This window comes from uncultured Victivallis sp., from assembly GCF_944391105.1.
Lineage (GTDB): Bacteria > Verrucomicrobiota > Lentisphaeria > Victivallales > Victivallaceae > Victivallis.
Map to the genome: position 1 here is coordinate 51,641 of NZ_CALXSK010000001.1, position 24,197 is coordinate 75,837.

Sequence of the window (24,197 nt, forward strand, 5' to 3'; positions counted from 1 at the left end):
CCGAAAAAAATGCCGTCTCAACCGAAAATGACACTTGATTTTTTCTCGTTTGCACCCCATGTTAAATCACAAAACGAATGTTTTAATTCACATTATGAATGATGATAAAAGTTCTGCAAAAAACCTTCGCGATTCTGGAGTACATTGCGGTCAGTCCGCATCCGGTGACGCCGGGCGAACTGGTTGAAGTGCTGAATCTTCCACAGCCGACAGCGGCCCGCATTCTGCGCGACCTGGCCGAACTCGGCTATCTGGAACAATCCGGAGCGCGCAAGGGATACCGTCCGGGACCGGTTTTCTATCTCATTGCCGGGGGAAAACTCTATGATGACGAGTTCATGCGTTTCGCCCGCACGGAGATCCGGGAGTGCGCCAGGGAACTCGGACAATCCGTGCTGTTCGCAGTCCGCCGCCGCAACAGCCGCCTCATCCTCTGTCACTACAATTACAATCCCCGCTTCCGCATCGATACACGGGCAATGCGGTTTCACGACCTCTACGTCACGGCCAGCGGCCGCATGCTGCTGGCGTTCGCTCCGGAAGGGGAGCTCGACACATTCATTCGGGAAAACGGGCTGCCGGCGCCGGAAGTGTGGCCCGGGGCCGCGGACGGCATCGATATCCTGAAGCGGGAACTCGGCCGGATTCGAACCGACCGCTGTCTGGAACTCCAGCGCAGCTTCTGCGGGAATTTCCACATCTATGCCCGTCCCGTTTTCCGCGGACGGGCGTTTCTCGGGGCCGTTGCCGCGAACTGGGACGTGGATGCCCCGGAAAATCTTTCCGCACAATACCGCCGGGGTGTCACCACTCTCGCACAGACGTTGACCAATTCCGGCACTGCGGCAGTCGGCTGACCGCCCCTTTCTTTCGCCATCACAACCCTCAAGGAGAGAAGATCATGCATATCCTCAACAATGGAATCGTGGAGATCTCGTTCGACGACCGTGCACGCCTGATTTCCCTGCGGAACTCCGCCACCGGCCGGGAGTGGGCCGGCGGCGGCGGACTCTGGCGCATCATCTTTGAACACGGCAGGGTGCAGGAAGAGGAGATGACGGCGGAATCCGCCCGGGAGATTTCGGTTTCCCGCGAAGCGGAGACACTGCGGCTGCGCTGGAGCGGGATGCAGTGCGCAGCGGGCTCCTTCGACTTCCGCATCGAGGCGGTTGTCCGTCTGGAAGGAACGCAGGTGTGTTTCGATGCCCGGCTTGAAAACCGGACAAAAGACGCGATTCTGCGCGAATTCCAGTTTCCATTCGTGAAAAACGTGAACCTCGGCCCCGGCACCGAACTCCTGACCTCCGCCGTATGCGACGGCATCCGCTACCGCGATATTCCGGCGTTGCAGGAGTCGTCGCGTACCGGCTATGTCGGACAGGACAACAAGGCGCTCGAATTCTCCTGTCTCTACCCCGGCCTTGCGGCGGCGAACTGTTTTCTCCTCGCCGAACCGGAAAATACGCTTGCTGTGATGAGTCTCGACCCGACTTTCCAATGCACGCTGCATCTGCTGCGTAAACGGGGAGAGGAGATCGATGCGGGAGTCGTAAAGTATCCGTTCCTGCGCCCCGGCGAAACAACAACCGTAACCGGATACCGCCTCGCCCCCGTCGCGGGAGACTGGCACCGGGCGGCGGATCTCTATCGAAACTGGTGCGACACCTGGCGTGTGACTTCGGAAAAACCCTCCTCAATCCTCCACTCCAACGGCTGGCATCGACTCATCCTGCGCCACCAGTACGGGAAACAGCTGTTTCACTACCGCGACCTGCCGAAGATCCTGAAGTCGGGGCTTGAGGCGGGCATCGATACGCTTTTCCTGTTCGGCTGGCACGAGGGCGGACACGACTCCCGCTATCCCGAATACGATTTCGCCGAAGACGAGGGCGGGCACGATGAACTCAAAAAACAGATTGCCGCCTTTCAGGCGAACGGCGGACACGTGATTCTCTACTTCAACGGACAGCTCATCGACACCGCCACCGACTTCTATGAGAAAACCGGAAAACGAATTTCCGTCAAGCTCCCCTCCGGACGCGAACATACGGAAGTCTATCCCTTCGGAGGAGACGGAACGGCACTGCGAATTTTCGGCAACAAGGTGTTCGTGACCGCCTGCCCCGGAACAGACGAGTGGCTCGACGTGCTGAAACATCTGGCCGACCAGGCGATCGAACTCGGTTGCGACGGAGTGTTCTTCGATCAGCTCGGCTACATTTCGCGTCCCTGCTGCGATCCGACCCATGGGCACCGCGTTCCGTTCATGGAAGTGACCGCCGCCAAGGCGGAGATGATCCGCAAGCTGCGGGAATATGTCAAGCGCCAGCGTCCGGAGATGAGTTTCGGAATCGAATGGTTCAATGATGTGACCTCCCGACACGTCGATTTTGTCCACAACATCTACGATGACGGCAACCCCGGCCATTACCCGGAGTTCATGCGGTATCTGTTTCCGGAAGTCGTCATCACCGACCGCGGCATCCGGGACGACACGAACATCGAACGGCGGGTGAACCGGGCGGTTCGTCTCGGACTGCGCAGCGACGTCGAGATTTACCGCTGCCGTGCTCTCATCGACGAAACTCCGCATTACAAGGCGTACCTGACGAAGGCGAACGCGTTCCGGGAACGGAATCGCGACCTTGTTCTGAACGGACGCTTCCGGGATACGCTCGGAGCCCGGTGCGACAATCCGGCCGTGGAATATTCGGTGTTCGAGGCTCCGGGGCGGCTGGGGGTGATTCTCTGCTCTGCGGAAACGGCGGAACGGGGAGCGGTCACTGTTCCGGGGGGACGTTTCCGCCGGTTCGACCGGATCACGGCCGGGTCGGTGGACGCAGGTTCGGCGGAACAGATCCGTTTCGAACTGCCGCCCGACTCCCTGCTTCTGCTCGAATTTGAACGATAATTTCGAGGACGGAGTTGAAAAATCCCGCAGTGTCCGCTATACTATGTCAGAAGCGGAAGGAGCGTATGAAACGGATTCTGACAACTTTGTTTGCCGCGGCACTGCTGACGGAGGCAGTCGCCGTGGAGCGGAAAGCGATCAACCAGATCAACCCGGATGAGCTTGTCGCAGAGACCCAGCAGGACGTGGCACAGAGCCGGGAGCAGATTGCCTTTGTCTGGTACCTGCCGCTGGAATACTGGCAGGCCACGCTCAACCGCAATCTCGATCTCACCCCCGAAGAGAAGGAGCGCATTCTGCGGACGGTGACCGGTCTCACGGTCATCGCCGTCGTCCGGGGGGAGTGTCCGCAGAGCGGCCCGGTCCGCTACTACAGCCGGAGAGAACTGCAGAAAACCGTGCGGTTCTTTCGGGTTGATGCGAACGGGGAACGGTATCCGCTGCAGCCGTACCAATCGGTCACAGCCCCGGTCAGAATGCTCATCGGGTCGATCACGCCCGTTCTCGGCGGAACCATCGGCAGCCTCGGCGAGAATCTTCATTTCTTTGTGTTCAACGACCAGACCGGCAACCGGGAACGGCTGCTGGATCCGGCGCAGCCCGGCGGACTGATCGTCGAGCTTGCGGGAAAGGAGAACAAGCTCCAGGCTGAATTCGAGTTTCCGTTGAACTCGCTCTACGTTCCGCGCAAGTGCCCGAACGGCAAACCCGCTCACATCAGCTGGCGTTACTGCCCGTGGACCGGGAAAAAGCTGCCGGAATAATGCCGCTTTTTCCCCGCCGGTTCCCGCCCCGCCCCAAACGGCACGCATATTCTCACGTTGCATCCGGAGAATTGATGAATGGTCTTCATTCCTGACAGGCATCCGTTTTCCGGAAATCGCGTTTTTTTCCGGGAAACGCCGTTGACTTTCCCCGTCATTCGCGGTATTTTATGCGGATAACAACCGCGGAGAATACGATATGCCCGATGCCGAACGGCTCAATCGCTGCCCGCGCTGCGGCAGCCGGTGCGAAAACATCAAAGTCTGCAAGATCCTCCGGATCACCTGCCTGATCGCAGCGGTCGACTGGCGGGAAGCCATGATCGCCGGGTGTCCCGAATGCCTGCGGAGGGAACTGAAAAAACTTCTGTGGAACTCTCTTCTCCCGGCCAATCTGCTCTGGCCGTTCTTCGTCCTCCCGGCAACACTCCTCGCCCGGAAATCCCTGAATAAGCCCGGACATTCACCGGAATGGCGGACCCTCGTCGAAGGGGTCGAGCGCAACGAAGCTGAAATCGCGGCCAACGCGGCACAAAACCCGGCTTTCCCGGCCAGTCCCCTCCCGGCAGCGACCAACACGCGGCATGGCCACGGCACGCCTTACCGTACGCCGGACGGCAAGTGCGGCAAAGGGTTCCTCCTTGCGGCGGTGGCGTGGGCGCTCTTCGTGCTTCCCGCCCTGGGGTTTCTCTATGCGCTGGTGAACTTTTTCGTCCCGTACATTGCAGTCGTCATCGCTGCGCTCTTCGTCTTTGCGGCGCTGAACGGCTGCGGCATCGCATTGCTCGCAAAATGGTGCGGCTGCCACTCCAGAAGGATGGAATGCCTCGCGGCGTTCGCACTTGGAGTCTGGTCGGTTTATCTCGCCTGGGTCGGATGGATCTGGATTCTGAACGACTTCTGGAGTCTCGGACTCATCTTCGACCCGCTGCGGCTCGGACGCGTGATCGGATTTCTCGCGGAAGACGGCATCCGCGGCATGGGGGAGCGGCTTGTCGGCGCCTGGGAGTGGTACGGCTACTGGGCGCTGGAAGCGCTCGTGCTCATTCTCACTCCTGTGGCCATCGTCCGAAAACCGCGCACGCCGGAGCTGCGCTGCGATCGCTGCGGCCGGGAACTCACACACTTTTTCTCGCTGCGGCAGCGGGCTCTCCCGCCGGATCCGCTGCGACTTCGCGAAGAGCTCGAACGCGGCACGTTCACGGAATTCGAAGCTCTGCCGTTGCGCAACGGCAACAGCTACCTGGAAACCGAAATTCTTCACTGCCCCGATTGTCGGGATGACTATGTCGCGCGAACCGTGGCCGTGGCCGAGCGCATCGATTCCAGCTGCCGCCCCTCCGCCATCCGGGTGCTGTTCGCACCTCCCGTCCACCTGGGGGCCCGCGAAACAGCGGAACTCTCCCGGCGGCGTCGGCAATAGAGCGGATTTACTGCGCTCCGCGCCTCCCCGATGGCAACAACGGCCGGAACGTCTCAAGTCCGCTCGTTACAAGCATTTCAAGAACAGCATCGAGATTGTCGCGGTCAACGGGAAGAAGATTCGCCGTTTCCCCTCGCGCGACTCTCACAGCATCGTCCTCCGGCGACCGGAGCTCTTCCGGAAGCAGTGAGGCGAGATCGAGATGGTCGCGTTTGAGTGCGGCAATCCCGGCTCCGAGCAGCCTCCCGTCGCGGATCGCCTCGAACGCTTCGTGGAACTCCATCGCGGTGATCTCCGTCACGAAAATCGCTGGACGCTCCTCTTTCGGGCGCTGCCATAACGCTGTACCGGTCCATGCTTTCCAGCCTGCGCTGAACGAAAAGAATGCAGCCGCGTCCCCGACTTTTCCGAACGACGCATCCAGCGCGGCGGAAGTCAGTCCGTCCGCGAAAAAGACCGGCGTCACGCCGGCGGCCTCGGCCTGTTCCCGGAGCGGCCCGGTCACAATCTCCGCCGCCTCGTCATATTCCGTCGAACGGCCGAAACGCTCCGAAACGCCGATGACGACCCGCTTACCTGCGCAATGCTTCTTCATAACCTGAACGAGAAACGGGATTTTCGGCACATGGCTGCGCAGGAGCTGGCGTCTCACCTCCCATTGGTAGCCGTTCATCTCCAGAAGCCGGTCGAAACTTCTGCGCTCAGGACTCCGGAGCCCGAGCAGATCAAGCAGAATCGAAACATACCTCGAGGTATAAACCGTCACGATCGCCGCCCATGGAATCCACTCGGGGAACAATTCGCACAACCCGGTCACAGCCAGGAGCAGATAAAGCAGATACCTCGTTACCAACCGGTTGCGTGCAGCTACGGCAGCTTCTCGCTCCTGCGGAGACGGCTCTCCCGGATTCGGAATCGCCGCCTCCATCCGGATCCTCCACGGATTGGCAAAACACTGCACGATCCGGTTTGCGGAACGCAGCGCGATCCAACCGAACAGCGCCTGAGCGAACGTCACGTAACGCGCGCCCGCCAGACCGACCGCAATCCAGAATGTGACCAGCCCGAAGTAAGTCGTCAGAAATAAATAGAGCCGGACCGGAGTCGTGAGCTTCCGCACAGGGCGCCAGAGCGGTTTGCGCAGCGGCTTCCCTGGACTGCGGTCGAACTCTTCCAGCAGAGAATCGTCCCAGTCGTGCCCCTGCGGAGACCAGTCGCCGGAAGCGGCGGCGCGACCATCGCCGCCGCGCACAATGAGTTTTTTCTCCACAAGGTCGGCTGCCGCCACGATTTCGCCGTCGGCCTCGAGCCGGACCCGCCTGCCGTCCGGCGCCCAGACAAAACGGAAACAGCGGAAACGCCGCCCCGCCTCCTCCCGCGTGAACACCTGCACCCGGTCGAAAGGAGGCTCGGGGAACGTACAGCTGCACGCCTCAAGCCAGATTCCCGCCGCATCGACCCGCAGCCGCAGCAACGGCGGATTCCCGGATTCATATCCGAACCCGTTCGGGAAACCATAGACTGTCACGGGTTTCAAGGCGTTCCAGTGAAACGGCTCTTCACCGCAGAGGGAGAAAACCATCTCCGCATCCGCCCCGCTGCCGCCACAGAAATAAAACAGCATGCACCCGAGCCGATCCACTTGAGCCTCCCGCAGCCGGTGCTACTTCGCAGCGGCTTTCCGCACCCGGCAGGTTGTTTCCGCTACGATCGCATCCATCTCGGCGATCACCATCGCAGGCGTGATCGCCCGGATGCACTTCTGCGTTCCCAAAGGGCATTCCCGGCGGAAGCAGGGAGAACACTCCTGCTTCTCATAGAGCAGCCGCCAGTTTGCACCGATCGGACCGGTCGCGGTATAGTCGGTCGGACCGAACACCGCAACTCCCGGCCGTCCCAGCGCGGCCGAGAGGTGCATGATCCCCGAATCGTTCGCCACAGTGAGCAACGAATTCCTCAGAAGATGCATGAGTTCGATCAGGGAAGTCCGCCCGGACAGATTGTACGCCTTGCGCACATCCAGCCCGGCGATGACCTCGTCGCCGATCGCACGCTCGGACTCCGAACCGAGCACCACTGCGATCCCTCCCTGTGAAATCCAGTGAGCGGCCACTTCACGGAAGCATTCGCCCGGCCACCGCTTCGCCGCACCATAGGCCGCTCCCGAGGCGATCGTCAGCAATTTCGGATGTCCGCAGAGCGCCGTGATCGGAGCTGGCAGCTCGTCCACCTCGGGCGTCAGCCGGAATTCCGGCAGCGCGCCGTCCCAGGCGGGGGCGCCGAGAGCGGAAGCGATTGCAAGATAGCGGTTCGCATGGTGGATCTCCGCCGGCGCCCGATCCGGCCGGGGTGGAAACGCGAAAGCGCGGCGCAGCAGAAACGACCGGCAGCGCGCCTTCGCACCGTAGAGATTCGGAACGCCGGCCAGATACATCGTCAACGCATCGCGGAACGAGTTGTTGAACAGCACTCCGATCCCGAACCGCTGCCGCCTGAGCGCGAGAAACTCTTCACGGCTCCACGCCTTGTGCACCTGTTCCAGACCGAGCACGCCGTCCACAAACGGCAGCGCATGATAGAGCGCCCTCTGCCCGGCCGGCGCGAGGCAGTAAAGTGCGCAACTCTCCGGAACGATCTTCCGCAGCTGCCCGAGCGCAGGCAGCGCCATCACCGCGTCGCCGAGATGGTTCGGCATACGCACGACCATCCCGTTGCGCCACTGGTCGTGACGGAGCGGAATCACCTTGAACTGCGGCGACGGGAAATCCCGCCGGATATCCAGAAAATGAACCGGGCGCGCCTCCATATTGCGCGATCTCCTTCAATAATGGAAAAAGAAAACAACATTTGTTTTGCCGGGGTAAAATACCATGAAACAAAGTGTTTTTCAATCTCCCGGCCGAAAATCTGCGCACTTTTGCAAGAAAATCCAAGTTTGTGCTTGCATTTTCCGGCAAAACAAGGTTTATTATATTAATTGAGAATTATTTTGTGTGTCAAATTTCCATACAATTCAGGATACAGGTTCGATGAGCACTCAATGCGTGGCAAAACTTTTCTCGACCCACATCGGAATTGACCTCGGTACTGCAAACTGCCTGGTCTACGTGCGGGATCTCGGGATCGTTCTGAACGAGCCGTCCGTCGTTGCCATCAAAGAGAGCACCCACGAAGTGCTGAACGTCGGCAGCGAAGCCAAGAGCATGCTCGGAAAATGCCCGGGCAACATCCGCGCGATCCGCCCGATGAAAGACGGCGTCATCGCAGATTTCGAGATCACGGAGGAGATGCTCCGCTATTTTATCCAGAAGGCGATCCGTTATGTGCCGTGGCGCAAGCGGCTGCTGAGCCCCCGTGTTCTTGTGGCCGTCCCCTCCGGCATCACCGAGGTGGAAAAACGGGCCGTCAAGGATTCGGCCAAACGGGCCGGAGCCGGCGAAGTCGTGCTCATCGAAGAACCGATGGCCGCCGCAGTCGGCGTCGGACTGCCCGTTGCGGAACCCGCCGGCAGCATGATCGTCGACATCGGCGGCGGGACAACTGAAGTGGCGGTGATTTCGCTCTCCGGCATCGTCGGAGCCAAAAGCGTGCGGGTCGGCGGCGATGAACTCGACTCGGCGATCACTCAGCACCTGCGCAAAGTCTACAACCTCATGATCGGGGAGCTGACCGCTGAACAGATCAAGATCCGGATCGGCAGCGCCTATCCGGTCAAGGATGACGAAAGTCTTGAAGTCAAAGGTCTCGATCTGGTTTCCCGCGTGCCGAAAACCGTCCGGATCACCGCGGCGGAGATCCGCATGGCGCTCCAGGAACCGGTCACGACGATCATCGAGGCGGTCCGGGCAACGCTGGAACGGTGTCCTCCCGACCTCGCTGCGGATCTCATCGACCGAGGGATCATGCTCGCAGGCGGTGGCGCCATGCTGAGCGGTCTCGATAAACTTTTAACCGAAGAAACGGGGTTGCCCGTGTTCGTTTCCGAGGAACCGCTCAACGCGGTGGCCAAGGGAACCGGTGTCATGCTCCAGGAAGACAGCATCTGGTCTGCGTAAGAATGAAAATTGATCTGAACTCTCTGCGTCCCGTAGAACTCTCTGACCGTGAACTCTTTGAATCGAAACTTGCGGAACTCTCTTCTCAGAGTTGCGAATGCAGTTTCGCGAATCTGTTCATGTACCAGCAGCCATACGGAATTGAATTTGTCGAACACGACGGGCGCATCGTCGTCTATGAACGGGTGAGCCGGACGATCCACTATCCGATCGGCCGCTGGACCATGCCGGAAGAGTTGCGGAAGATTTCCGACGCGTTCGTCGAGGCGGGACTCACCGACGGGGGAATCTACGATGTTCCGGAGGAGTTTCTCGACCGTCATCCCGATTGCGACCAGTTCTTCGAGCTGGAGTACGACGAGGGGGCGATTGACTATCTCTATTCCATCGAGAAGATCGCGACTTTCTCCGGTCCGAAACTCCGGAAAAAGCACAATCTGGTCAAGCAGTTCCAGACCAACTGGCCTTATGCCGAGGTGCGGGAGATCACCCGGGAGGAGCTTCCCGCCGCCGCGAAGCTCGCACGGGAGCTGAATTCGCGCCTTCCTCCGTGTGAATTCCTTGAGGAGGAGGAGCTTGCGATGAACCGTGCATGGGAGAACTTCGACGAACTCAAGCTCGGCGGGATCATCCTCTACGCGGAACCGGGGTATGCGGCAGGATTCTCGGTTTACAGCATGCTCTCTCCGGATACGGTGGACATCCACTTTGAAAAGGCGGATCACTCCGCAAAGGGAGCTCCTCAGACGCTCACCTGGCAGCTCGCGATCAAGCTGCGCAACAAGGCGAAATTCATGAACCGCGAACAGGATATGAACGAAGAGTCATTGCGTCATGCGAAACGTTCGCTCGACCCGGAACGGTTCTTCAAGCGCTACTTCCTGCGCGGAATCAACTGATCGAAAGGCACTGCGCCATGGGAGACGCGGGCTTGAGCAGGTTCGGAAAAGCTGGAGTCATCGTGCTTCTCCTGGCGGAGACTGCCGCCGCCGCTGTTGCAATCCGTTACTTCTTCTGGAGTCTCAGCGTCTACGACCCGATTTACCGGGTTCTCTACCATCGGCCGGTCCCGGCATCGGGCACGATCCTGGCCGTTACTGCGGCGATTCTTCTGCTGATCCTTCTGCCGCTCCGCAGCGGGGGAACAGCCGGGCTGCATCGCAGCGCGAAAGAGTGGTTTCCGCTCATCGGCGCGGGAGCGCTGCTGTTGTTTCCCGTCAACTCTACGCCGATTGTGCTGCTTGCGGCAATTCTCCTCATTGCCTGGGGGTTCTACCGGCACGGCGCGGGAGTCGCGGAGCTGCCGTCCTCCGCGCCCCGGTTCCATCTGTCGTCCAGAGGGGGGCTGTTTTTTTCGCTTCTGCTTGCGGTCGCGGGCTGTCTCTGGGGATTTTACATGCAGAAACGCGCCTGCGACACTCTTTTTCTCTACTATTCCGACTGGGGAATCTATGCGGAACATTATCTGAAGCTGGCGTTTTCCGGAAGTGCGACGCTGCATGACTGGCTTGTGGCGGGAGGCCACTGGAACGGCGCGATGAACCTGCTGATGACGGCGGCGCTCCGTCTCGCACCCGTACCGGAAACCGTGTTTCTCATGAACAGCGCCATGATTTATTCCGCCGTTCCGCTGGTCTATCTGCTGGGGAGGCAGTTGAAACTGCCTCCCGGGGCGGCGGCGGCATTTTCCGTTTTATTTTTCTTCACTCCGGTGGTGAGCAATCAACCGCTGTCGCTGTTTTACGGATTTCATCCGATCAATCTGCTGCCGAGTTGTTTTCTGCTTTTCTTTCTTTTCCGGGAGCGGAAAAGGAACGTGGCGGCAGCGGTGATCGCGCTGCTCACGCTCTGCATTCAGGAGACCGCGACGATTTTCTGGTTCGGTTATGCGCTTGTGCTCGCGGCGGAACGGAAATACCTCCGGGCTGTGCTGCTCGGCGGCGCGATGGTGCTGCTCTTCTACTGCCTCAGTCACTGGGTGATCCCGGGGGCGGGAACGGCTTCCGGCGAAAATTACAATCAGATGTTCCACTACTCCCAGCTCGGAAACACGCCGCTGGAGGTGGTGCTCTCTCCCATTCTCAAGCCGGGGGCGTTCTGGCGGACACTTCTGGCGCTGAACAATCTGGAGTTTGTGCTGTTTCTTTCTTTACCGTTTCTCTTTTTCCTGCGCAGCTCTCCGAAGTTGCTGCTCGCGGGAGTGCCGCTGCTGGCCGGAGTCTGCCTGCAATCGAGCCGCGATCTTCAGAACACGGTGCTTCAATACGGAGTCGAGTTGAACTGCCTGGTGGTGACGGCGGCGATTTTCGGTGCGGGAAGGCTGTTTGCGGCGCGCGGCAAACGACAATTGTTCGGGGCGTTCACCGCAGTGCTCTTCGGGGTTTTCGCACTTTACCTGCTGACGGGGCGGAGCGCATTTCTCGGGAAGTACCCATTCTCCATCATCGCCGAGCGTCCGGAAAGCGGCAAAGTCATCGATTATCTGAAATCCGCCCTGCCGCCCGGCGCGACGGTGCACGCCACGCAACGTCTGCGGGCGCAGCTGCTGTTCGATCATCCGACCCGCGCACCGGAGGAACCGGCAGAACCGGAAGCATACTATCTGCTGGAAGCACAGCCGGGAGCGGAGAGTGAACGGATCCATGAGACGCTTCTGAAGGATCCGGCGATTGTGCCGGTCACATCTGCGAACTGGTACGGGTATGAATTCGTCGTATTCCGCAAACTGTCGTCCCCCGTTGCGCCTCCTGCTCTGCCGTTCCTGTTCAAAATGACGCAGGAGGAGTATGAGAAATCCGGAATCCCGCTCAAATTCGATTCCGAAACCTTCTCCGTGCGGCTGCAGATGTCGGAACGTGCGTTGCGTTTTCTCTTCCGGCTTGAGCAAAAGGCGGAAGGGAAGTTCCGTTTTCTGATCCGCCTCGCCGTTGGAGAAAACCAGTTTGTCCGGTCGGTCACGTTCGCCAATGGGCTTCGGGCCGTCTCCCTGGTCGAACCGGGGACCGTGTTTCTGGTCGAAATCCCGATCTCCACGAACGCCGGGCAGCTCGCGGTCGATATCCGGGAAGAGCGCCGCTGAACAACGCAACGCAACAGCGGACCATGCTGAAAATCGCCTGCCGGAGTGTCCCGTTGCGGTCCGGATTATGCGCAGAGGAGCCTCATCGCAAAGCGCAATCTCTGCGATGAGGCTCGATTCATGGAGAGACCGGGAAGAGGAGAGAATCCCCCCTCCCCGATCGTCGCGCAAAGTCAGCGGTAGAGCGGCCCGAAGTTCGCGCAGGCGCGGTAGTCGGCTCCCTCCTTGTCCATGCCGAACGCATTCCACGCCGCCGGGCGGAAGATCTTCTCCTCCGGAACGTTGTGCATGCAGACCGGAATGCGCAGCATCGACGCGAGCGTGATGAGATCCGCGCCGATGTGTCCGTAGTTGAACGCACCGTGGTTCGCGCCCCAGTTCGCCATGACGCTGTACACATCCTTGAACGCGCCCTTGCCGGTCAGATTCGGCACGAACCAGGTGGTCGGCCAGCCCGGATCGGTGCGGTCGTCGATGATCTTGTGAACCTTTTCCGGCAGTTCGTACGTATACCCCTCGGCGATCTGCAGCACGGGGCCGAGCCCTTTTACGCGATTCAGGCGCGACATGGTGATCGGCATGCCGCCTTTCGACAGGAAGTGACTCGAAAAGCCGCCGCCGCGGAAATAACCGAGGTTCGCCGGGACCCAGGAAGTCGCCTCGAGACACGCCTCCGCTTCTGCTTCTGAGAGTTCCCAGAACGGCTTCATGACCGGCTTGCCGCCGGCCGTCGCGCGGCCGGTCGCGTCCATCGTGGTCGCGCCGGAGTTGATGAGGTGAATCAGGCCCGGCACTTCGAGATCGTAACCGGTCGCTTTCTTCACGGCCTCGGGGCTCCAGTAGGTGCGCACGTCGCTGAACCCGGAGGCGCTGTTCGAGAGCAGGTGTCCGAAGAGCATTGCCGTGCCGTTCAGCGCGTCGTTTTCGGTCGCGAGGACGAACGCCTCGCGGATGCCGTTCCAGTCGAACGAGGAGTTCAGGATCGTCTCCATGAAATCTCCGTTCGGCATGTGGTCGGTCCACTGCCGCTGCCCCTGGAAGCCGCCCGCGATCGCGTTGTGCCCCTCGGCCTCCTCGCGGAATCCCTTCTCTGCGAGTTTCGGATTGCCGACCATGAGGTCACGCCCGATCATCGTCATTTTGACGACATACTCCCAGATCTTCTCCTGCTGTTCGGGGGTCTTGCCGTTCGCGCCGTTGTAGACGTCCTCGCCCTGTCTGCAATGGGCTTTCGTCCAGGCGAGAGCGCGCTCAAACTCCTCTTCGTCGTAAATCTTCTCGTTCACGCGGCGGATGATTTCGCACATGTCGACCGATTCGCAGCGCATGTTGAGGTACTCTTCAAAGAAATCCGGCTCGACGATCGAACCGGCGATGCCCATCGCAACGCTGCCCATCGAGAGATAGGATTTTCCGCGCATCATGCCGACCGCGACGGCGGCCCGGGCGAAACGGAGAATTTTCTCGCGCACATCGTCGGGAATCGAAGTGTCTGCGGCAGCCTGCACGTCGCGCCCGTAGATGCCGAACGCGGGGAGTCCTTTCTGCGCATGGGCGGCGAGCACCGCCGCGAGGTAGACCGCGCCGGGACGCTCCGTGCCGTTGAATCCCCAGACCGCCTTCTGGGTCAGCGGATCCATATCCATCGTCTCGGAGCCGTAGCACCAGCACGGCGTGACGGTCAGCGTGGCGGTGACGTTTTCGCGCGCAAACTTCGCAGCGCAGGCGGCGGCCTCGTTCACGCCGCCGATGGTCGTATCGGCGATCACGCACTCGACCGGTTTGCCGTTCGGATACTTCAGGGTTCCAATGAGTTCCGCAGCGGCTTTCGCCATGTTCATCGTCTGGACTTCGAGCGATTCACGGATTCCCTTGCGGCGCCCGTCGATGACCGGGCGGATCCCGATTTTCGGCATCACATTGACCATTTTCCACCTCTTTTGTCTGGTTGCGGGATAAAAGTGTATACAGTTATAATAAACGTCCAAACGGCAAAATCAACATCCGAAATGAAAAAAAATCGATTTTTTCACATGCCGGTCGGTTTTTTCAAAATCCGGAATCCGGCAGGGAACGTCATTTCACAGGTTTTCCGTTCAGATCGAAATACGTGAGAGCGGTCTGCCGCCCCTGTGTGTCGTAGGAGGCGCTCCATCCGGCACAGCCGGCGGAATGGAGACACGGCTTCCCGTCAACGCCGAAAAACTCGCGCCGGACCAGGCGGCCCGCCGCGTCATACGAGTCGCGGAATCCTGCCACCTTTTCCACGGTCAGAGCCGGAGACTTGCCGTCGAGACCGAAATAGGAGGTCCGGACGGGGCGGTTGTTCCCGTCATATTCGACCGTCCAGCCGGCGACGCCGTTGATCGCGAGGCACGGTCTCCCCGCAGTGTCGAAGAACGCTTTCCTCACGAGGCGTCCCTTCTCATCATAGGAATTCCGGTAGTCGGCGACCCCCTCCCGGGTCATCAGCAACGATTTGCCGTCCTTGTCGACATAGGCGAGCCGGATCTGCTGTCTGCGGTCGTCATAATCGGCGATCCAGCCGGCGGCTCCCTGCACCGCGTCATAGCACGGCTGGCCGTCAACCCCGAAAAAGAGACACTGAACCGGGCAGCCGCGGGAGTCATAGCGGCTCCGGGTCTCTGCAACCCCTTCCCTGCTTAATATCAAAGATTTGCCGTCCAGTCCCAGATAGGCGATCCGGATTCGCAGCCCCTGCTCATTGTACTCGATCTCATACCCGGCCACGCCATTGTGGTCGAAACAGGGCTTCCCCTCGGCGTTGAGAAATTTTCTCTGATGGATGCGGCCGTTGGAATCGACCAGTTCCCGAAACATGGCCACCCCCGTCCGCGCCCGGTTTTCCGGGGAGAGAGAGACATACTGTTCACGCATTTTCGCCTTCACCGGAACGACGGGATTCTCCTCCGCAAAACATGGAGTTCCGGCACAGAGCGACATCGCCAGCAAAGCCGCCGCTCCGGAAAACCATCCCCGGCAACCATGCGAAAAACGCTGAGTACGAGACATTTGACCCCACTCCTCGACAACGAATTTCGACTTTTTCATTCTCACCTCCTGTTTTGGAAGAGTTTGAAATCTGCTTCGATTCAGTAAAGCCACCGGGCTTCTCATCCGGAACGTTCTTCGTCCCAGTTCTTTTCAGAAAAAAATAACACCCCTGCGGAGGAATTGCAAGCCGGGCCTGCCGCGCAATTCAAGAAACGGCTCCCGGTCGGAAAGGGCTTCTCTCACGACCTGCCGCAGAAACGGGAGGAATTCGTATCGTATCTCGAAGAGGGCGAATGAAGGCATCACCTCCGAACTCGATCTCACCGAACCGCGGGTCCGCCTGACGCCGCCGGCCGGGCTCAAAGGGGGGGGGACGCTGAAACCGTTGAAATCAACTTTTCGCCTTTGCTTTTTCACAAAAGCGTGGTACACTATACAACACGAAGCGGAATCAAAGGAGAAAGTCATCATGAAAATTTCCATTCTCTACTTCAGCCAGACCGGCAACACCCGCACCATGGCGGAGGTCGTCGCAGAGGGAGCGCGCGCCGTGCCCGGCGTCGAAGTCGGCCTCTTCCCGCTCGATGCGATCGACAAGGAGTTTCTCGACGCGAGCAAGGCGGTCTTTTTCGGCACGCCGACCTACCTGGCCAGCACCTGCTGGCAGTGGAAGAAGTGGTTCGACGAACCCGCGCCCTGTCCGCTCGGCGGCAAACTCGGCGCGGTCTTCGCCACGGCCAACTTTGCGCAGGGCGGAGCCGACATCGCGCTCCAGACGCTGCTCTGTCACATGCTGGTCAAGGGAATGCTGGTCTACTCGGGAGGCGGAGCCTGCGGTTCGCCCTACACGCACCTCGGAGCAGTCGCGCTGCGGGAGAATTTTGAAGAGAGCAAAGCGATGTTCCGCATCTTCGGGGAGCGTGTCGCGCGCAAGGCGCTGGAGCTCTTTCCGGAGGGAAAATGAGCGATCCCGCGCCGAAAGGCGAAACGGTTGCGGCGCGTCTTGTCGCGCTCCGCGACCGCGATGAGAAAATGCGCCGCCACCTGCTTGAAGCGGGGCGGCTTTTCGAGGGATACTGCCCCGAGATGGAACAAGTCCATCTCGAAAATGCGGCGGAACTGGAGAAAATCATCGCTGAATTCGGCTATCCCTCCGTCTCGAGAGCCGGGCGCGAAGCGTCCGATGCGGCGTGGCTCGTCATCCAGCACGCGATCAGCCGTCCGGAATTCATGCGCCGGATGCTGAAAATCCTGCAAAAGCTCCCCGCAGGTGAAGTCGATCCGTGCAACCTCGCCCGCCTCGAGGACCGTATCCGCATGTACGAGGGGCTGCCGCAGCGGTACGGCACGCAGTTCGACTGGGATGACGATGGAAAGCTCTCGCCAGTGCTGCACGATCCGGTTGCCGAGGTCGACCGCCGCCGCCGCGAACTCGGCATGGAGTCGCTCGCGGAGGCGACTGAACGCTTCCGGAAGAATCAGGAGTTCACGCCGGACCCGGCGTTTCTCGAACGCTATCGGCGGGGGTATCGCGAATGGCTCATCCGAACCGGCTGGCGGAAGCCATGAACTCAGAACTTCTCGAACGCGCATCCGTTCAGGTGCGCTTCGAGCTCCCGGAACGGAACCGCGCCGCCGGAAGCGGTCGGGTGCTTCAGATTGAAGTAACTGCTTGCGGAGCCGATCCGAAGCGCGGTTTCCAACGGCAGACGTTTTGCGAGCGCATAAAGCAGCCCTGCGGCAAACGCGTCCCCTGCGCCATTTCGCCCGGCGATCTCCTCCGGCCCGATGCGGCATGCGGGAGAAACGCAGAACTCCCCCCTGCGCGTCCGCGCCGCCGCCCCTTCCGGAAAGTGGATGACGGCCACGTCGCCGATTCCCAGCGCAAACAGCCGTGCGAACGACTCCGGAAACCGCTCTTTGTGCAGAGCACCGTCTTCCCCGCGCAACGCAACCCCCGTACAGCAGGAAGCCTCGATCTCGTTCGCAATCAGGATGTCTGTGTATGGAAATGCCGCCTGCGCCGCAGGCAGAAACCCCTCCGGGGCTCCGGAGACGAAGTCGACCACCGTGCGGAATCCGCGTTCCCGCATCGAAGCGAGCAACCGCGCCGCACCGGTTCCATATTCCGGATCCGGTGCATCGAGCGACGGCAGAAGCAGCAAATAACCGAGATAGAAGAACTCCGCCGGGCAGTCGACCGCCTCGAAATCCTGCGCCGACAACCGCCGGTCCGCCCCTGCCGCATGAAAAAACGTCCGGCTGCCGGGCGCGGAAATCACATCCGTATATGCGGTCGGCATTCCCGGAGTACGCAATAGAAACGTCGTATCGACGCCGCGTTTCGCTGCCTCGGATCGCAGAAAATCGCCTTCTGTGTCGTCGCCGATTCTTCCGGCCGCGTAGAGCGGAAACTCCGGATCCATCGCCGCCAGATCGAACAGTACATTGGCCGGACCTCCCCCCGGGGCACACTCTTCGGCGAAGATGGAGGCGAGATTCCCCTCCCCCGGCCAGCGGTCGACCTGCTTGATCCGGTCGACGATCCAGTTTCCCGCACAGAGGATTCCGTCACGCATCGCTCGAGCCTCCGAAGAGTCTCCGGTAATCGGCGGCGAGCAGATACTCCATCTCCTCATCCTCCTCGATCGGATCGAACCGGATCACTCCGCCGGGAAAACAGTTGTCGTTCGCATCGTCATTGACCATCGACACTTCGCCGACCATGACCGTCCCGCTGCCGGGTTCTCCCCAGAATGAATGAGCGTGAACCGGCTCGAAGCAGACGCTCTCCCCCGGTGTCAGAACGAGCCGGTCACCGCTGTTCATACGCCGTCTGATGCCGTCGACCGCGATCTCGAACGGGCCGCCGACCACGGCCGAACGCTCCGGATCCGCCCGGTGGAGCTCAATGACCAGATTCCCGCCCGCGCGCACAATGATGTCCTCGCGTTTGCGCCAGTGAAAATGGCACGGCGTAACCTGGCTCTCGCGAACCATCATGATCTTCTCGGCGTAAGGTTTCGGATAACGGATGGAACCGGCCCGGCCGTTCCGCAGCGTGAAGAGCAGCAAACCTGTGCGCAGAAACTCCTCCTCTCCGAACCCGGTGACATCCCAGCCGAGTTCAAGGTCGAAAATTTCCGCGGCCTCCACCCTCTTCCTCTCCCACTCCTCCCGGCGGAAAAATGCGAAAGGCGGCAGATGAAAATTCTGTTCCGCGAAAAACGCCATCGCCTCGCGGATCGCGCGATTGATCGTAGAACGCTTCATTGCCTCACCCCTTCCGGTTGCTGCCGAAAAGCCGGATCTTGCGGCGCATGACCTCGCGCACGGCCGCCTCGGCGGGACGGCAGACGGCGGAGTTGTGAACGGAATAGTTCGGCGCTTTTCCGAGTTCCGCCACCACACTCCGATGCCACGCATCCATGATCTCCGAGCAGATGTTGATCTTCGCGATTCCATGAGCGATCGCGGCGCGGATCTGATCTTCCGGAGTGCCGCTGCCACCATGCAGCACAAGCGGCACCGGTGAGATCCGGTTGATCTTGTCAAGCAACCCGATCTGCAACTCCGGCGCGGTCGCATAGACGCCGTGCGCGGTACCGATCGACACCGCCAGCGCATCGCAATGGCTGCGTTCGACGAATTCAGCCACCCGGTCAGGCTCGGTATAGGCGCTGCCGGAGCTGTTTCCGCCGAGTTCCGCTTCGCCGCCGGCGGAGGCGGAACCGACATGCCCGAGTTCCGCCTCGACACCGACGCCGCGCCGACGCAGCGCCTCGCAGACACGCCGGGTCGCGGCGACGTTCTCTTCGAACGGCAGCGCCGACGAGTCGATCATCACGCCGGTGAAGCCGGCTTCCGCACAGCGCACGCACGCCTCCAGACTCGAACCGTGATCGAGCATGAGACAGACCGGCACTTTCGCGCCGAGCGCCGCACGGAATGCGAGAGCCGCCCAGTCGCCGAGTCGTTCTCCCTCAAAATCGAATTCGACTCCCGCGAGGATCACGGGGGAGTTCTCCTCCTCGGCAACTTCAACGGCGCTGCGGATCATCGCCATATTCTGGGTGTCGAAGAGCGGAACAGCGTAACGGCTGCGGCGGGCATCCTGAAGCATTTCACGCAGAGAGACTACGGACATGATGAAAATCCTCCTGTACAATCCTGTTTCTGGGGGAAATATAGTTCGATCGCGTAATTTTACTCTTGATTTTTTCGTGAATTATGATACTTTTTTGGCATGAAATTCCACTATGAGACAGTGCTGCATGCGCCGGAAGAGTCGTTCAGCATCGAGACGTTGCGCGGCCCCGTGCTCGACTGCGTCCGCCATGTCCACCCTGAATTCGAACTTACGCTGGTCGAGTCGGGATTCGGAACCCGCATCGTCGGCGACAGCATCGAGCCGTTCCGGGAATGGGATCTGATTCTCGTCGGCGGCATGATTCCGCATCACTTTCTGACCCGGCGCGAGGACAGCGACGGTCCGGAGTGGTCGAAAACCCGCGTCATCAAATTCAACGCCGGCTTCCGGGAAAACGAACTCCCCGCACTGCCGGAATTTGAACCGCTCGGAAGAATGCTCGGAGAAGCCGCCTCCGCCGGACTTCACTTCCCGGAGGAATCGGCAAAACGCCTCGCCCCCTTCATTCGGGAGCTCTCCTCCATCCCCGGCTGGAAGCGCTTCCTCGCATTCGCGGAACTGCTCTGTCTTCTCTCGGAGGAGCCGCGCCGCCAACTTTCGCACAGCACCGGTTGCGCGGCGATCTCCCCGGATGAAAGATTGAATAAAGTCCTGAAATTCATCCATGCAAGGCTCGAACAAAGGCGAGGCGTTACGCTTGAAGAGGCTGCTGCCTGCGCATGCCTCACACCATCTGCCTTCAGCCACTATTTCCGGGCCGCGACACGCAGACGTTTCGTCGAATACGTGACGGAACTCAAACTCAGCCGCGCCGCCCAGCTGCTCGCGAACACCGATCTGCCGATCATGGAGATCGCACTTGAATCAGGCTTTGCGAATCTCTCGAATTTCAACCGTCATTTTCTGCGCTGCCGAAACGCCACGCCGCGCGACTATCGCCGCCTTTTCCGCTGAGTTCAGGCAAACGGCAGCAGAAGCTGCTCGAAACCGGGATCCGCCCCGGGGTCGACGAAGTTCCCGACCGTGACCCCGAGCAATCGGATCGGGCGCGTCGCCCATTCCGTCTTCGCGGCCAGAGCAAGAGCAATTTCCCCGATTTCCATCCCGTCGCACACCGGTGCAGGCGCGGAAAACGACCGCGTGACCGTCTCGAAGTTCTCGTACCGCACCTTGACCGTCACCGTCTTTCCCGCCAGATTCTTCGCCTGGAGCCGGTGCGCGACACGATGCGAAAGCTGCCGCATCATGATCCGCAGCGCACGCATGTTGGTGCAATCTTCCGCGAGCGTAATCTCATGCCCGACCGACTTCGGCTCCTCTTTGACCTCCACCGGGCGGTTGTCGATGCCGCGCACGATGTTGTAATAAAAAAGCCCCGTCTTGCCGAAGAGCGCCTTCAGCGTCACAGCGTCGAGCTGCCGCAGTTCATGTCCGGTCCGGATGTTCATGCCGGTCAGCTTCGCGGCGGACACCCGGCCGATGCCGTGAAACTTCCCGACCGGGAGCGTATCGAGATACGCGAGCGCCTTTTCCGGTGGAATCACGGTCAATCCGGCAGGCTTGCGCGCATCCGACGCGATCTTCGCCAGAAATTTATTGTAAGAGACCCCGGCCGAGGCGGTCAGACCGGTCGCGGCAAAAATCTCCCGCTGGATCGCGCGCGCAAGTTTCGTCGCGCTCGATTCCCGGAACCGGTTCTCCGTCACGTCAAGATACGCCTCATCGATTGAAACCGGTTCGACCAGATCGGTGTAACGGTGAAAAATCTCCCGGATCTTCGCGGATTCGCGCCGGTATTTCTTCATATCCACATCGAGCAGAACCGCCTGCGGACAGAGCCGCAATGCGGTTTTCATCGGCATCGCCGAGTGCAGCCCGAACACACGGGCTTCGTATGAACACGTGGAGACCACGCCGCGCCGCTCAGGTGATCCGCCGACCACCACCGGCCGCCCGCGCAGTTCCGGCCGGTCCCGCTGCTCGATCGACGCGAAAAACGCATCCATGTCGATGTGGATGATCTTACGCACGCTCCGCCTCCCCCCGGAGAATCACAAAGCGGCACTCTCCGGCCTCAAGCCGGAACTCCGCCCGGCCGCCGGGAACGATATAACACCCCGTCACAAGTTCGCGCCCGGGCGTCTCACAGCCGAACACGGCGCAACGGTGCGCGAAAAACGCCGAAAACCGTCCGTCCCCGACCCACTCCACCTGCTCCGGCAGACCGGCGGGAGGGACGGCCCGCCCGCTCCCCGGAAAAGCCGCAAGTTTCCGGAGCGCCCGCGCCGCGGCTCCCGGCAGCAACGCACATGCCGTCTCAAACGCAGCCGAGTCGCCCGCAAGCAGCGCGTGCGCGGCACACATCCAGGCGCTCTGTTCCGGCGAGGAACTCATGCGAGCAGGTCCGCCTCGCCGTTGGAGACCACGAGGAAGCACGGCGGCATATTCTTGAGTTCCCGTTCAATCAGATAGTGGTTCACGCGCTGTCTGCGCTCATCGCGCGCGTCGTACTCCGTAAACTCGATGAACACCAGTTCCGCGTTGAACGAAAAACGCGGCAGTACCACGTGCAGTTTCGTTCCCGGCGCGATGCGGACGATCTCCGCCGGAATCCGTGCCCGTTCCAGCATCTGCCGAATCCGTTTTTCCTCCGCCTTCGAATCCATCAGGAAGATGCGCAGCACACTCTTGCGCCAGTTCCGGTCGAGCTGCACAAGGTACGCGAGGATTGTGATGAGCGAACCACCCTTCTGGCTCTGCCACCAGATGTCGATCGTACCGCCGTCGAACCGGCGCGGCGCGGAGGCGTCCGATCCGTTCGCAAGCAGCAGCGCACTGCGGTTGAAGTCGTTCACGATCATCTGCAGATGCGTGAAAAACGGCCGGACCCGCTCCTTCTGGTGCGGCCACCCCATCATGATGATGTTCGGCCGGATCGGATCGAGCGAATGGCTCTGCAGCACCGTGTGCAGCGCCACATCGAATTCCGGCGCAACGACCACGGTCGGAAACACCTGCCACTCGCGTTCACGGCAAAGTTCGCGCAGAGCGCGCAGCCGCTTCGTACGCAACTCTCCGAACTCGAGGCAGCCGGGCAGTTCGATGATCTGGATCATACTCAGAATGCCGCGGTGCTGGCTGAAAAGCAGTGCGTACTCGACGAGGTCGCTCCGTTTCTCCGGCTCTTCAATCAGAACCGCAATGGTCGGCCGCCAGTTCTTCGGGTGGAGCGGCAGTCGCGGAAGCTGTAACAGCATCGACCGGATGCGGGAGTAGAGAAAACCGCGACGCGCATCCCCGTACTCCATCTCAAGATTCCGGTATCTCGACCAGAAGTAGAGCCCGCCGATAATCACGATCGCCGCCACCGAAAGCCAGAGATCGATCAGAAACGCCGCAATCGAACAGGCCACCGCCCCGTAAACCGCCACCGTCCAGTGGAAAAAACGGAAACGCGGCCGGAACGATGGATTCGCCCCGTGCGACTCCACGAACGCCGCAATGTTGATGATCGCATAGGTGAAAAGGAAGAAGAGCGATACGAGTTCGCTCATGAGGTTGATCGGAGAATGCTCCACATCGGACTCGCTGCGTCCGAGCATGCCCGCCCAGAGCAGAATCGGCAGCACGATGAGAATCACCACCACAATCGCGCGGCGCGGCTCGTTCTGCGGCCCGACCCCCTTCCGGAAGACCCGGATCCCCGGCAACACATTGTCCACACCGAGACTCTGCAGCACGCGCGGCGCACCGAGCATCCAGCCGAGCGCGGTCGAGAGCGTCGCCGCCTGCACGCCCGCCAGCACCATGAACCAGAGCCCCCAGAGCGCGTTTGAAGTCAGAATCTGGTACGGTGTACGGATCATCTCCTCACGCGGGAAAGAGCCTGCCGCGATGAAGATCTGCACGAAATAGAGTGCCACCGCCGTTCCGAGTGCTGCGAGCGTTCCGCGCGGGATCGACCGGTGCGGCTCTTTCAGGTCGCCGGACATGTTCACGCCCGCCATGATACCCGTCACCGCCGGGAAGAAGATCGCGAAAAGCGGAATCATCGAAACCACTCCCTCCGCAGGTCCGAGATTCGACACGAAATTCTCCAGAGAAAAGTTTCCGATCGGTCCGAGCAGAAAGACCATCACCGAGATCCCGAGAACCGCCATGATGACATATTGTACCCGGATCGCCCAGTCCGCCCCTTTCCAGACGAAAAACGCCAGTATGCCACCGAGCGACAGATTCAGCAGCGGGAAATAAGGGCGCAGCTCCGGCCACTGCGTCACCAGCGACTCCGACGCGCCGAGGATGTTGAACGGAATCGCCAGTGACTGCGAAACGAAAAGCGTCAACCCGATCGACGTGCCGAACGACGGTCCGAGTACGCGGCTGATGAGGTAATAGGCCCCTCCCCCGCGCACCTCGGTGTTCGTCGCGATGGCCGCGATCGACAGCGTCGTCGCCAGCGAAATGCTCGCTCCGACGCCGAGGATGATGAGCGTATTCACGAACCCCGCGCTGCCGAGCACGAAGTTCGTGCGCATGTACATCACCAGCCCGAGAATCGTGAGCAGTGCGGGCGTATAGACGCCCCCGAATGTCCCGAAATTATACCCGCCGGAATTGACTGCTTCCGCACCGGAATTTTTCCTCTCCATCGGAAAACCCTCCCCCTGTCGTTCACAGAATATAGATTTTATTAAAGATAGCCGCGCATAAGTTTTTTTCAACCCGGAATGTTATTTTTCGGTTTGGTTTCTTGTATTTTCGGCACTTCGGGAGAATATTATAGCAAAGCGGAGTCCG

The 24,197-nt window shown here is 60.5% G+C and carries 20 protein-coding genes; 10 read left to right on the forward strand and 10 right to left on the reverse strand.

Annotated features, from left to right (window positions below; genetic code table 11):
* The first annotated feature begins 98 nt into the window (after window positions 1-98).
* The 4 genes from Q0K10_RS00205 to Q0K10_RS00220 all read left to right on the forward strand — a co-directional run bounded on the left by Q0K10_RS00205 (window position 99) and on the right by Q0K10_RS00220 (window position 5,098).
* On the forward strand, window positions 99-857 hold the full coding sequence (locus Q0K10_RS00205; protein WP_294501597.1) for a helix-turn-helix domain-containing protein: 759 nt from the start codon (window positions 99-101) through the stop codon (window positions 855-857).
* Window positions 858-901: 44 nt separating this feature from the next.
* Window positions 902-2,911, forward strand: a complete 2,010-nt coding sequence (locus Q0K10_RS00210) for a DUF6259 domain-containing protein (RefSeq protein WP_294501600.1) — start codon at window positions 902-904, stop codon at window positions 2,909-2,911.
* 65 nt (window positions 2,912-2,976) lie between these two features.
* Window positions 2,977-3,675, forward strand: a complete 699-nt coding sequence (locus Q0K10_RS00215) for a hypothetical protein (protein ID WP_294501602.1) — start codon at window positions 2,977-2,979, stop codon at window positions 3,673-3,675.
* A gap of 199 nt (window positions 3,676-3,874) precedes the next feature.
* Complete coding sequence (locus Q0K10_RS00220) at window positions 3,875-5,098, forward strand: hypothetical protein (protein ID WP_294501605.1); 1,224 nt, start codon at window positions 3,875-3,877, stop codon at window positions 5,096-5,098.
* Window positions 5,099-5,105: 7 nt separating this feature from the next.
* On the opposite strand, the gene Q0K10_RS00225 is transcribed toward Q0K10_RS00220, so the two are convergent.
* Together Q0K10_RS00225 and waaF are read right to left on the reverse strand one after the other, a co-directional pair.
* Complete coding sequence (locus Q0K10_RS00225; RefSeq protein WP_294501608.1) at window positions 5,106-6,740, reverse strand: hypothetical protein; 1,635 nt, start codon at window positions 6,738-6,740, stop codon at window positions 5,106-5,108.
* 21 nt (window positions 6,741-6,761) lie between these two features.
* On the reverse strand, window positions 6,762-7,904 hold the full coding sequence (waaF, locus tag Q0K10_RS00230; RefSeq protein WP_294501611.1) for a lipopolysaccharide heptosyltransferase II: 1,143 nt from the start codon (window positions 7,902-7,904) through the stop codon (window positions 6,762-6,764).
* A 223-nt stretch (window positions 7,905-8,127) separates the two neighbouring features.
* Between waaF and Q0K10_RS00235 the strand changes: the two genes are divergently transcribed.
* Genes Q0K10_RS00235 through Q0K10_RS00245 form a run of 3 tightly spaced genes read left to right on the forward strand, consistent with a single transcriptional unit; the run spans window position 8,128 to window position 12,232 of the window.
* Window positions 8,128-9,153: a rod shape-determining protein gene (locus tag Q0K10_RS00235; protein ID WP_294501614.1), complete on the forward strand. Its 1,026-nt coding sequence runs from the start codon at window positions 8,128-8,130 to the stop codon at window positions 9,151-9,153.
* A 2-nt stretch (window positions 9,154-9,155) separates the two neighbouring features.
* Window positions 9,156-10,052 (forward strand): phosphatidylglycerol lysyltransferase domain-containing protein, encoded by an 897-nt coding sequence (locus Q0K10_RS00240; RefSeq protein ID WP_294501617.1) that lies wholly within the window; start codon window positions 9,156-9,158, stop codon window positions 10,050-10,052.
* A gap of 32 nt (window positions 10,053-10,084) precedes the next feature.
* Window positions 10,085-12,232 (forward strand): DUF2079 domain-containing protein, encoded by a 2,148-nt coding sequence (locus Q0K10_RS00245; protein WP_294501620.1) that lies wholly within the window; start codon window positions 10,085-10,087, stop codon window positions 12,230-12,232.
* A 173-nt stretch (window positions 12,233-12,405) separates the two neighbouring features.
* Here Q0K10_RS00245 and Q0K10_RS00250 read toward each other — a convergent pair whose 3' ends face one another.
* Window positions 12,406-14,160 (reverse strand): L-fucose isomerase, encoded by a 1,755-nt coding sequence (locus Q0K10_RS00250; RefSeq protein ID WP_294501623.1) that lies wholly within the window; start codon window positions 14,158-14,160, stop codon window positions 12,406-12,408.
* Between the two features lie 148 nt (window positions 14,161-14,308).
* Window positions 14,309-15,265, reverse strand: a complete 957-nt coding sequence (locus tag Q0K10_RS00255) for a hypothetical protein (RefSeq protein WP_294501626.1) — start codon at window positions 15,263-15,265, stop codon at window positions 14,309-14,311.
* Between the two features lie 451 nt (window positions 15,266-15,716).
* On the opposite strand from Q0K10_RS00255, the gene Q0K10_RS00260 reads away from it, so the two are divergent.
* On the forward strand, window positions 15,717-16,211 hold the full coding sequence (locus tag Q0K10_RS00260) for a flavodoxin domain-containing protein (RefSeq protein ID WP_294501628.1): 495 nt from the start codon (window positions 15,717-15,719) through the stop codon (window positions 16,209-16,211).
* Window positions 16,208-16,816, forward strand: a complete 609-nt coding sequence (locus Q0K10_RS00265; RefSeq protein WP_294501631.1) for a DUF6624 domain-containing protein — start codon at window positions 16,208-16,210, stop codon at window positions 16,814-16,816. Before Q0K10_RS00260 ends, Q0K10_RS00265 begins: the two co-directional genes overlap by 4 nt.
* Window positions 16,817-16,818: 2 nt before the next feature.
* Here Q0K10_RS00265 and Q0K10_RS00270 read toward each other — a convergent pair whose 3' ends face one another.
* From Q0K10_RS00270 to Q0K10_RS00280, 3 genes are read right to left on the reverse strand one after another with little or no spacing between them, the layout of a single operon-like run.
* Entirely contained in the window at window positions 16,819-17,826 is a 1,008-nt protein-coding gene (locus Q0K10_RS00270) for a carbohydrate kinase family protein (RefSeq protein ID WP_294501634.1), read from the reverse strand.
* Window positions 17,819-18,520, reverse strand: a complete 702-nt coding sequence (locus tag Q0K10_RS00275; RefSeq protein WP_294501636.1) for a D-lyxose/D-mannose family sugar isomerase — start codon at window positions 18,518-18,520, stop codon at window positions 17,819-17,821. The genes Q0K10_RS00270 and Q0K10_RS00275 overlap by 8 nt, the downstream gene beginning before the upstream one ends.
* Before the next feature lie 4 nt (window positions 18,521-18,524).
* A complete protein-coding gene (locus Q0K10_RS00280) occupies window positions 18,525-19,394 on the reverse strand; it encodes a class II fructose-bisphosphate aldolase (protein WP_294501638.1) in 870 nt (289 codons plus the stop codon).
* Window positions 19,395-19,493: 99 nt separating this feature from the next.
* Here Q0K10_RS00280 and Q0K10_RS00285 point away from each other — a divergent pair, with 99 nt between their 5' ends.
* The gene (locus Q0K10_RS00285) at window positions 19,494-20,351 is read left to right on the forward strand and encodes an AraC family transcriptional regulator (RefSeq protein ID WP_294501640.1); all 858 of its coding nucleotides are present in this window, start codon (window positions 19,494-19,496) and stop codon (window positions 20,349-20,351) included.
* Between the two features lie 2 nt (window positions 20,352-20,353).
* Here the strand turns inward: Q0K10_RS00285 and dinB are convergent, their stop codons facing one another.
* The 3 genes from dinB to Q0K10_RS00300 are packed head-to-tail and all read right to left on the reverse strand — an operon-like array spanning window position 20,354 to window position 24,049.
* Window positions 20,354-21,427 (reverse strand): DNA polymerase IV, encoded by a 1,074-nt coding sequence (dinB, locus tag Q0K10_RS00290; protein WP_294501642.1) that lies wholly within the window; start codon window positions 21,425-21,427, stop codon window positions 20,354-20,356.
* Entirely contained in the window at window positions 21,420-21,791 is a 372-nt protein-coding gene (locus Q0K10_RS00295) for a hypothetical protein (protein ID WP_294501646.1), read from the reverse strand. The genes dinB and Q0K10_RS00295 overlap by 8 nt, the downstream gene beginning before the upstream one ends.
* Window positions 21,788-24,049 (reverse strand): hypothetical protein, encoded by a 2,262-nt coding sequence (locus tag Q0K10_RS00300; protein WP_294501651.1) that lies wholly within the window; start codon window positions 24,047-24,049, stop codon window positions 21,788-21,790. Before Q0K10_RS00300 ends, Q0K10_RS00295 begins: the two co-directional genes overlap by 4 nt.
* Between the last annotated feature and the right edge of the window lie 148 nt (window positions 24,050-24,197).

Coding starts and splice junctions, on each gene's coding strand:
- Q0K10_RS00300 (WP_294501651.1), bottom strand. CDS start 24,049: ATGGAGAGGAAAAATTCCGGTGCGGAAGCAGTCAATTCCGGCGGGTAT.
- Q0K10_RS00215 (WP_294501602.1), top strand. CDS start 2,977: ATGAAACGGATTCTGACAACTTTGTTTGCCGCGGCACTGCTGACGGAG.
- Q0K10_RS00285 (WP_294501640.1), top strand. CDS start 19,494: ATGAAATTCCACTATGAGACAGTGCTGCATGCGCCGGAAGAGTCGTTC.
- Q0K10_RS00210 (WP_294501600.1), top strand. CDS start 902: ATGCATATCCTCAACAATGGAATCGTGGAGATCTCGTTCGACGACCGT.
- Q0K10_RS00250 (WP_294501623.1), bottom strand. CDS start 14,160: ATGGTCAATGTGATGCCGAAAATCGGGATCCGCCCGGTCATCGACGGG.
- Q0K10_RS00270 (WP_294501634.1), bottom strand. CDS start 17,826: ATGCGTGACGGAATCCTCTGTGCGGGAAACTGGATCGTCGACCGGATC.
- Q0K10_RS00255 (WP_294501626.1), bottom strand. CDS start 15,265: ATGTCTCGTACTCAGCGTTTTTCGCATGGTTGCCGGGGATGGTTTTCC.
- Q0K10_RS00265 (WP_294501631.1), top strand. CDS start 16,208: ATGAGCGATCCCGCGCCGAAAGGCGAAACGGTTGCGGCGCGTCTTGTC.
- Q0K10_RS00240 (WP_294501617.1), top strand. CDS start 9,156: ATGAAAATTGATCTGAACTCTCTGCGTCCCGTAGAACTCTCTGACCGT.
- Q0K10_RS00275 (WP_294501636.1), bottom strand. CDS start 18,520: ATGAAGCGTTCTACGATCAATCGCGCGATCCGCGAGGCGATGGCGTTT.
- Q0K10_RS00280 (WP_294501638.1), bottom strand. CDS start 19,394: ATGTCCGTAGTCTCTCTGCGTGAAATGCTTCAGGATGCCCGCCGCAGC.
- Q0K10_RS00205 (WP_294501597.1), top strand. CDS start 99: ATGATGATAAAAGTTCTGCAAAAAACCTTCGCGATTCTGGAGTACATT.
- Q0K10_RS00295 (WP_294501646.1), bottom strand. CDS start 21,791: ATGAGTTCCTCGCCGGAACAGAGCGCCTGGATGTGTGCCGCGCACGCG.
- Q0K10_RS00220 (WP_294501605.1), top strand. CDS start 3,875: ATGCCCGATGCCGAACGGCTCAATCGCTGCCCGCGCTGCGGCAGCCGG.
- Q0K10_RS00235 (WP_294501614.1), top strand. CDS start 8,128: ATGAGCACTCAATGCGTGGCAAAACTTTTCTCGACCCACATCGGAATT.
- waaF (WP_294501611.1), bottom strand. CDS start 7,904: ATGGAGGCGCGCCCGGTTCATTTTCTGGATATCCGGCGGGATTTCCCG.
- Q0K10_RS00260 (WP_294501628.1), top strand. CDS start 15,717: ATGAAAATTTCCATTCTCTACTTCAGCCAGACCGGCAACACCCGCACC.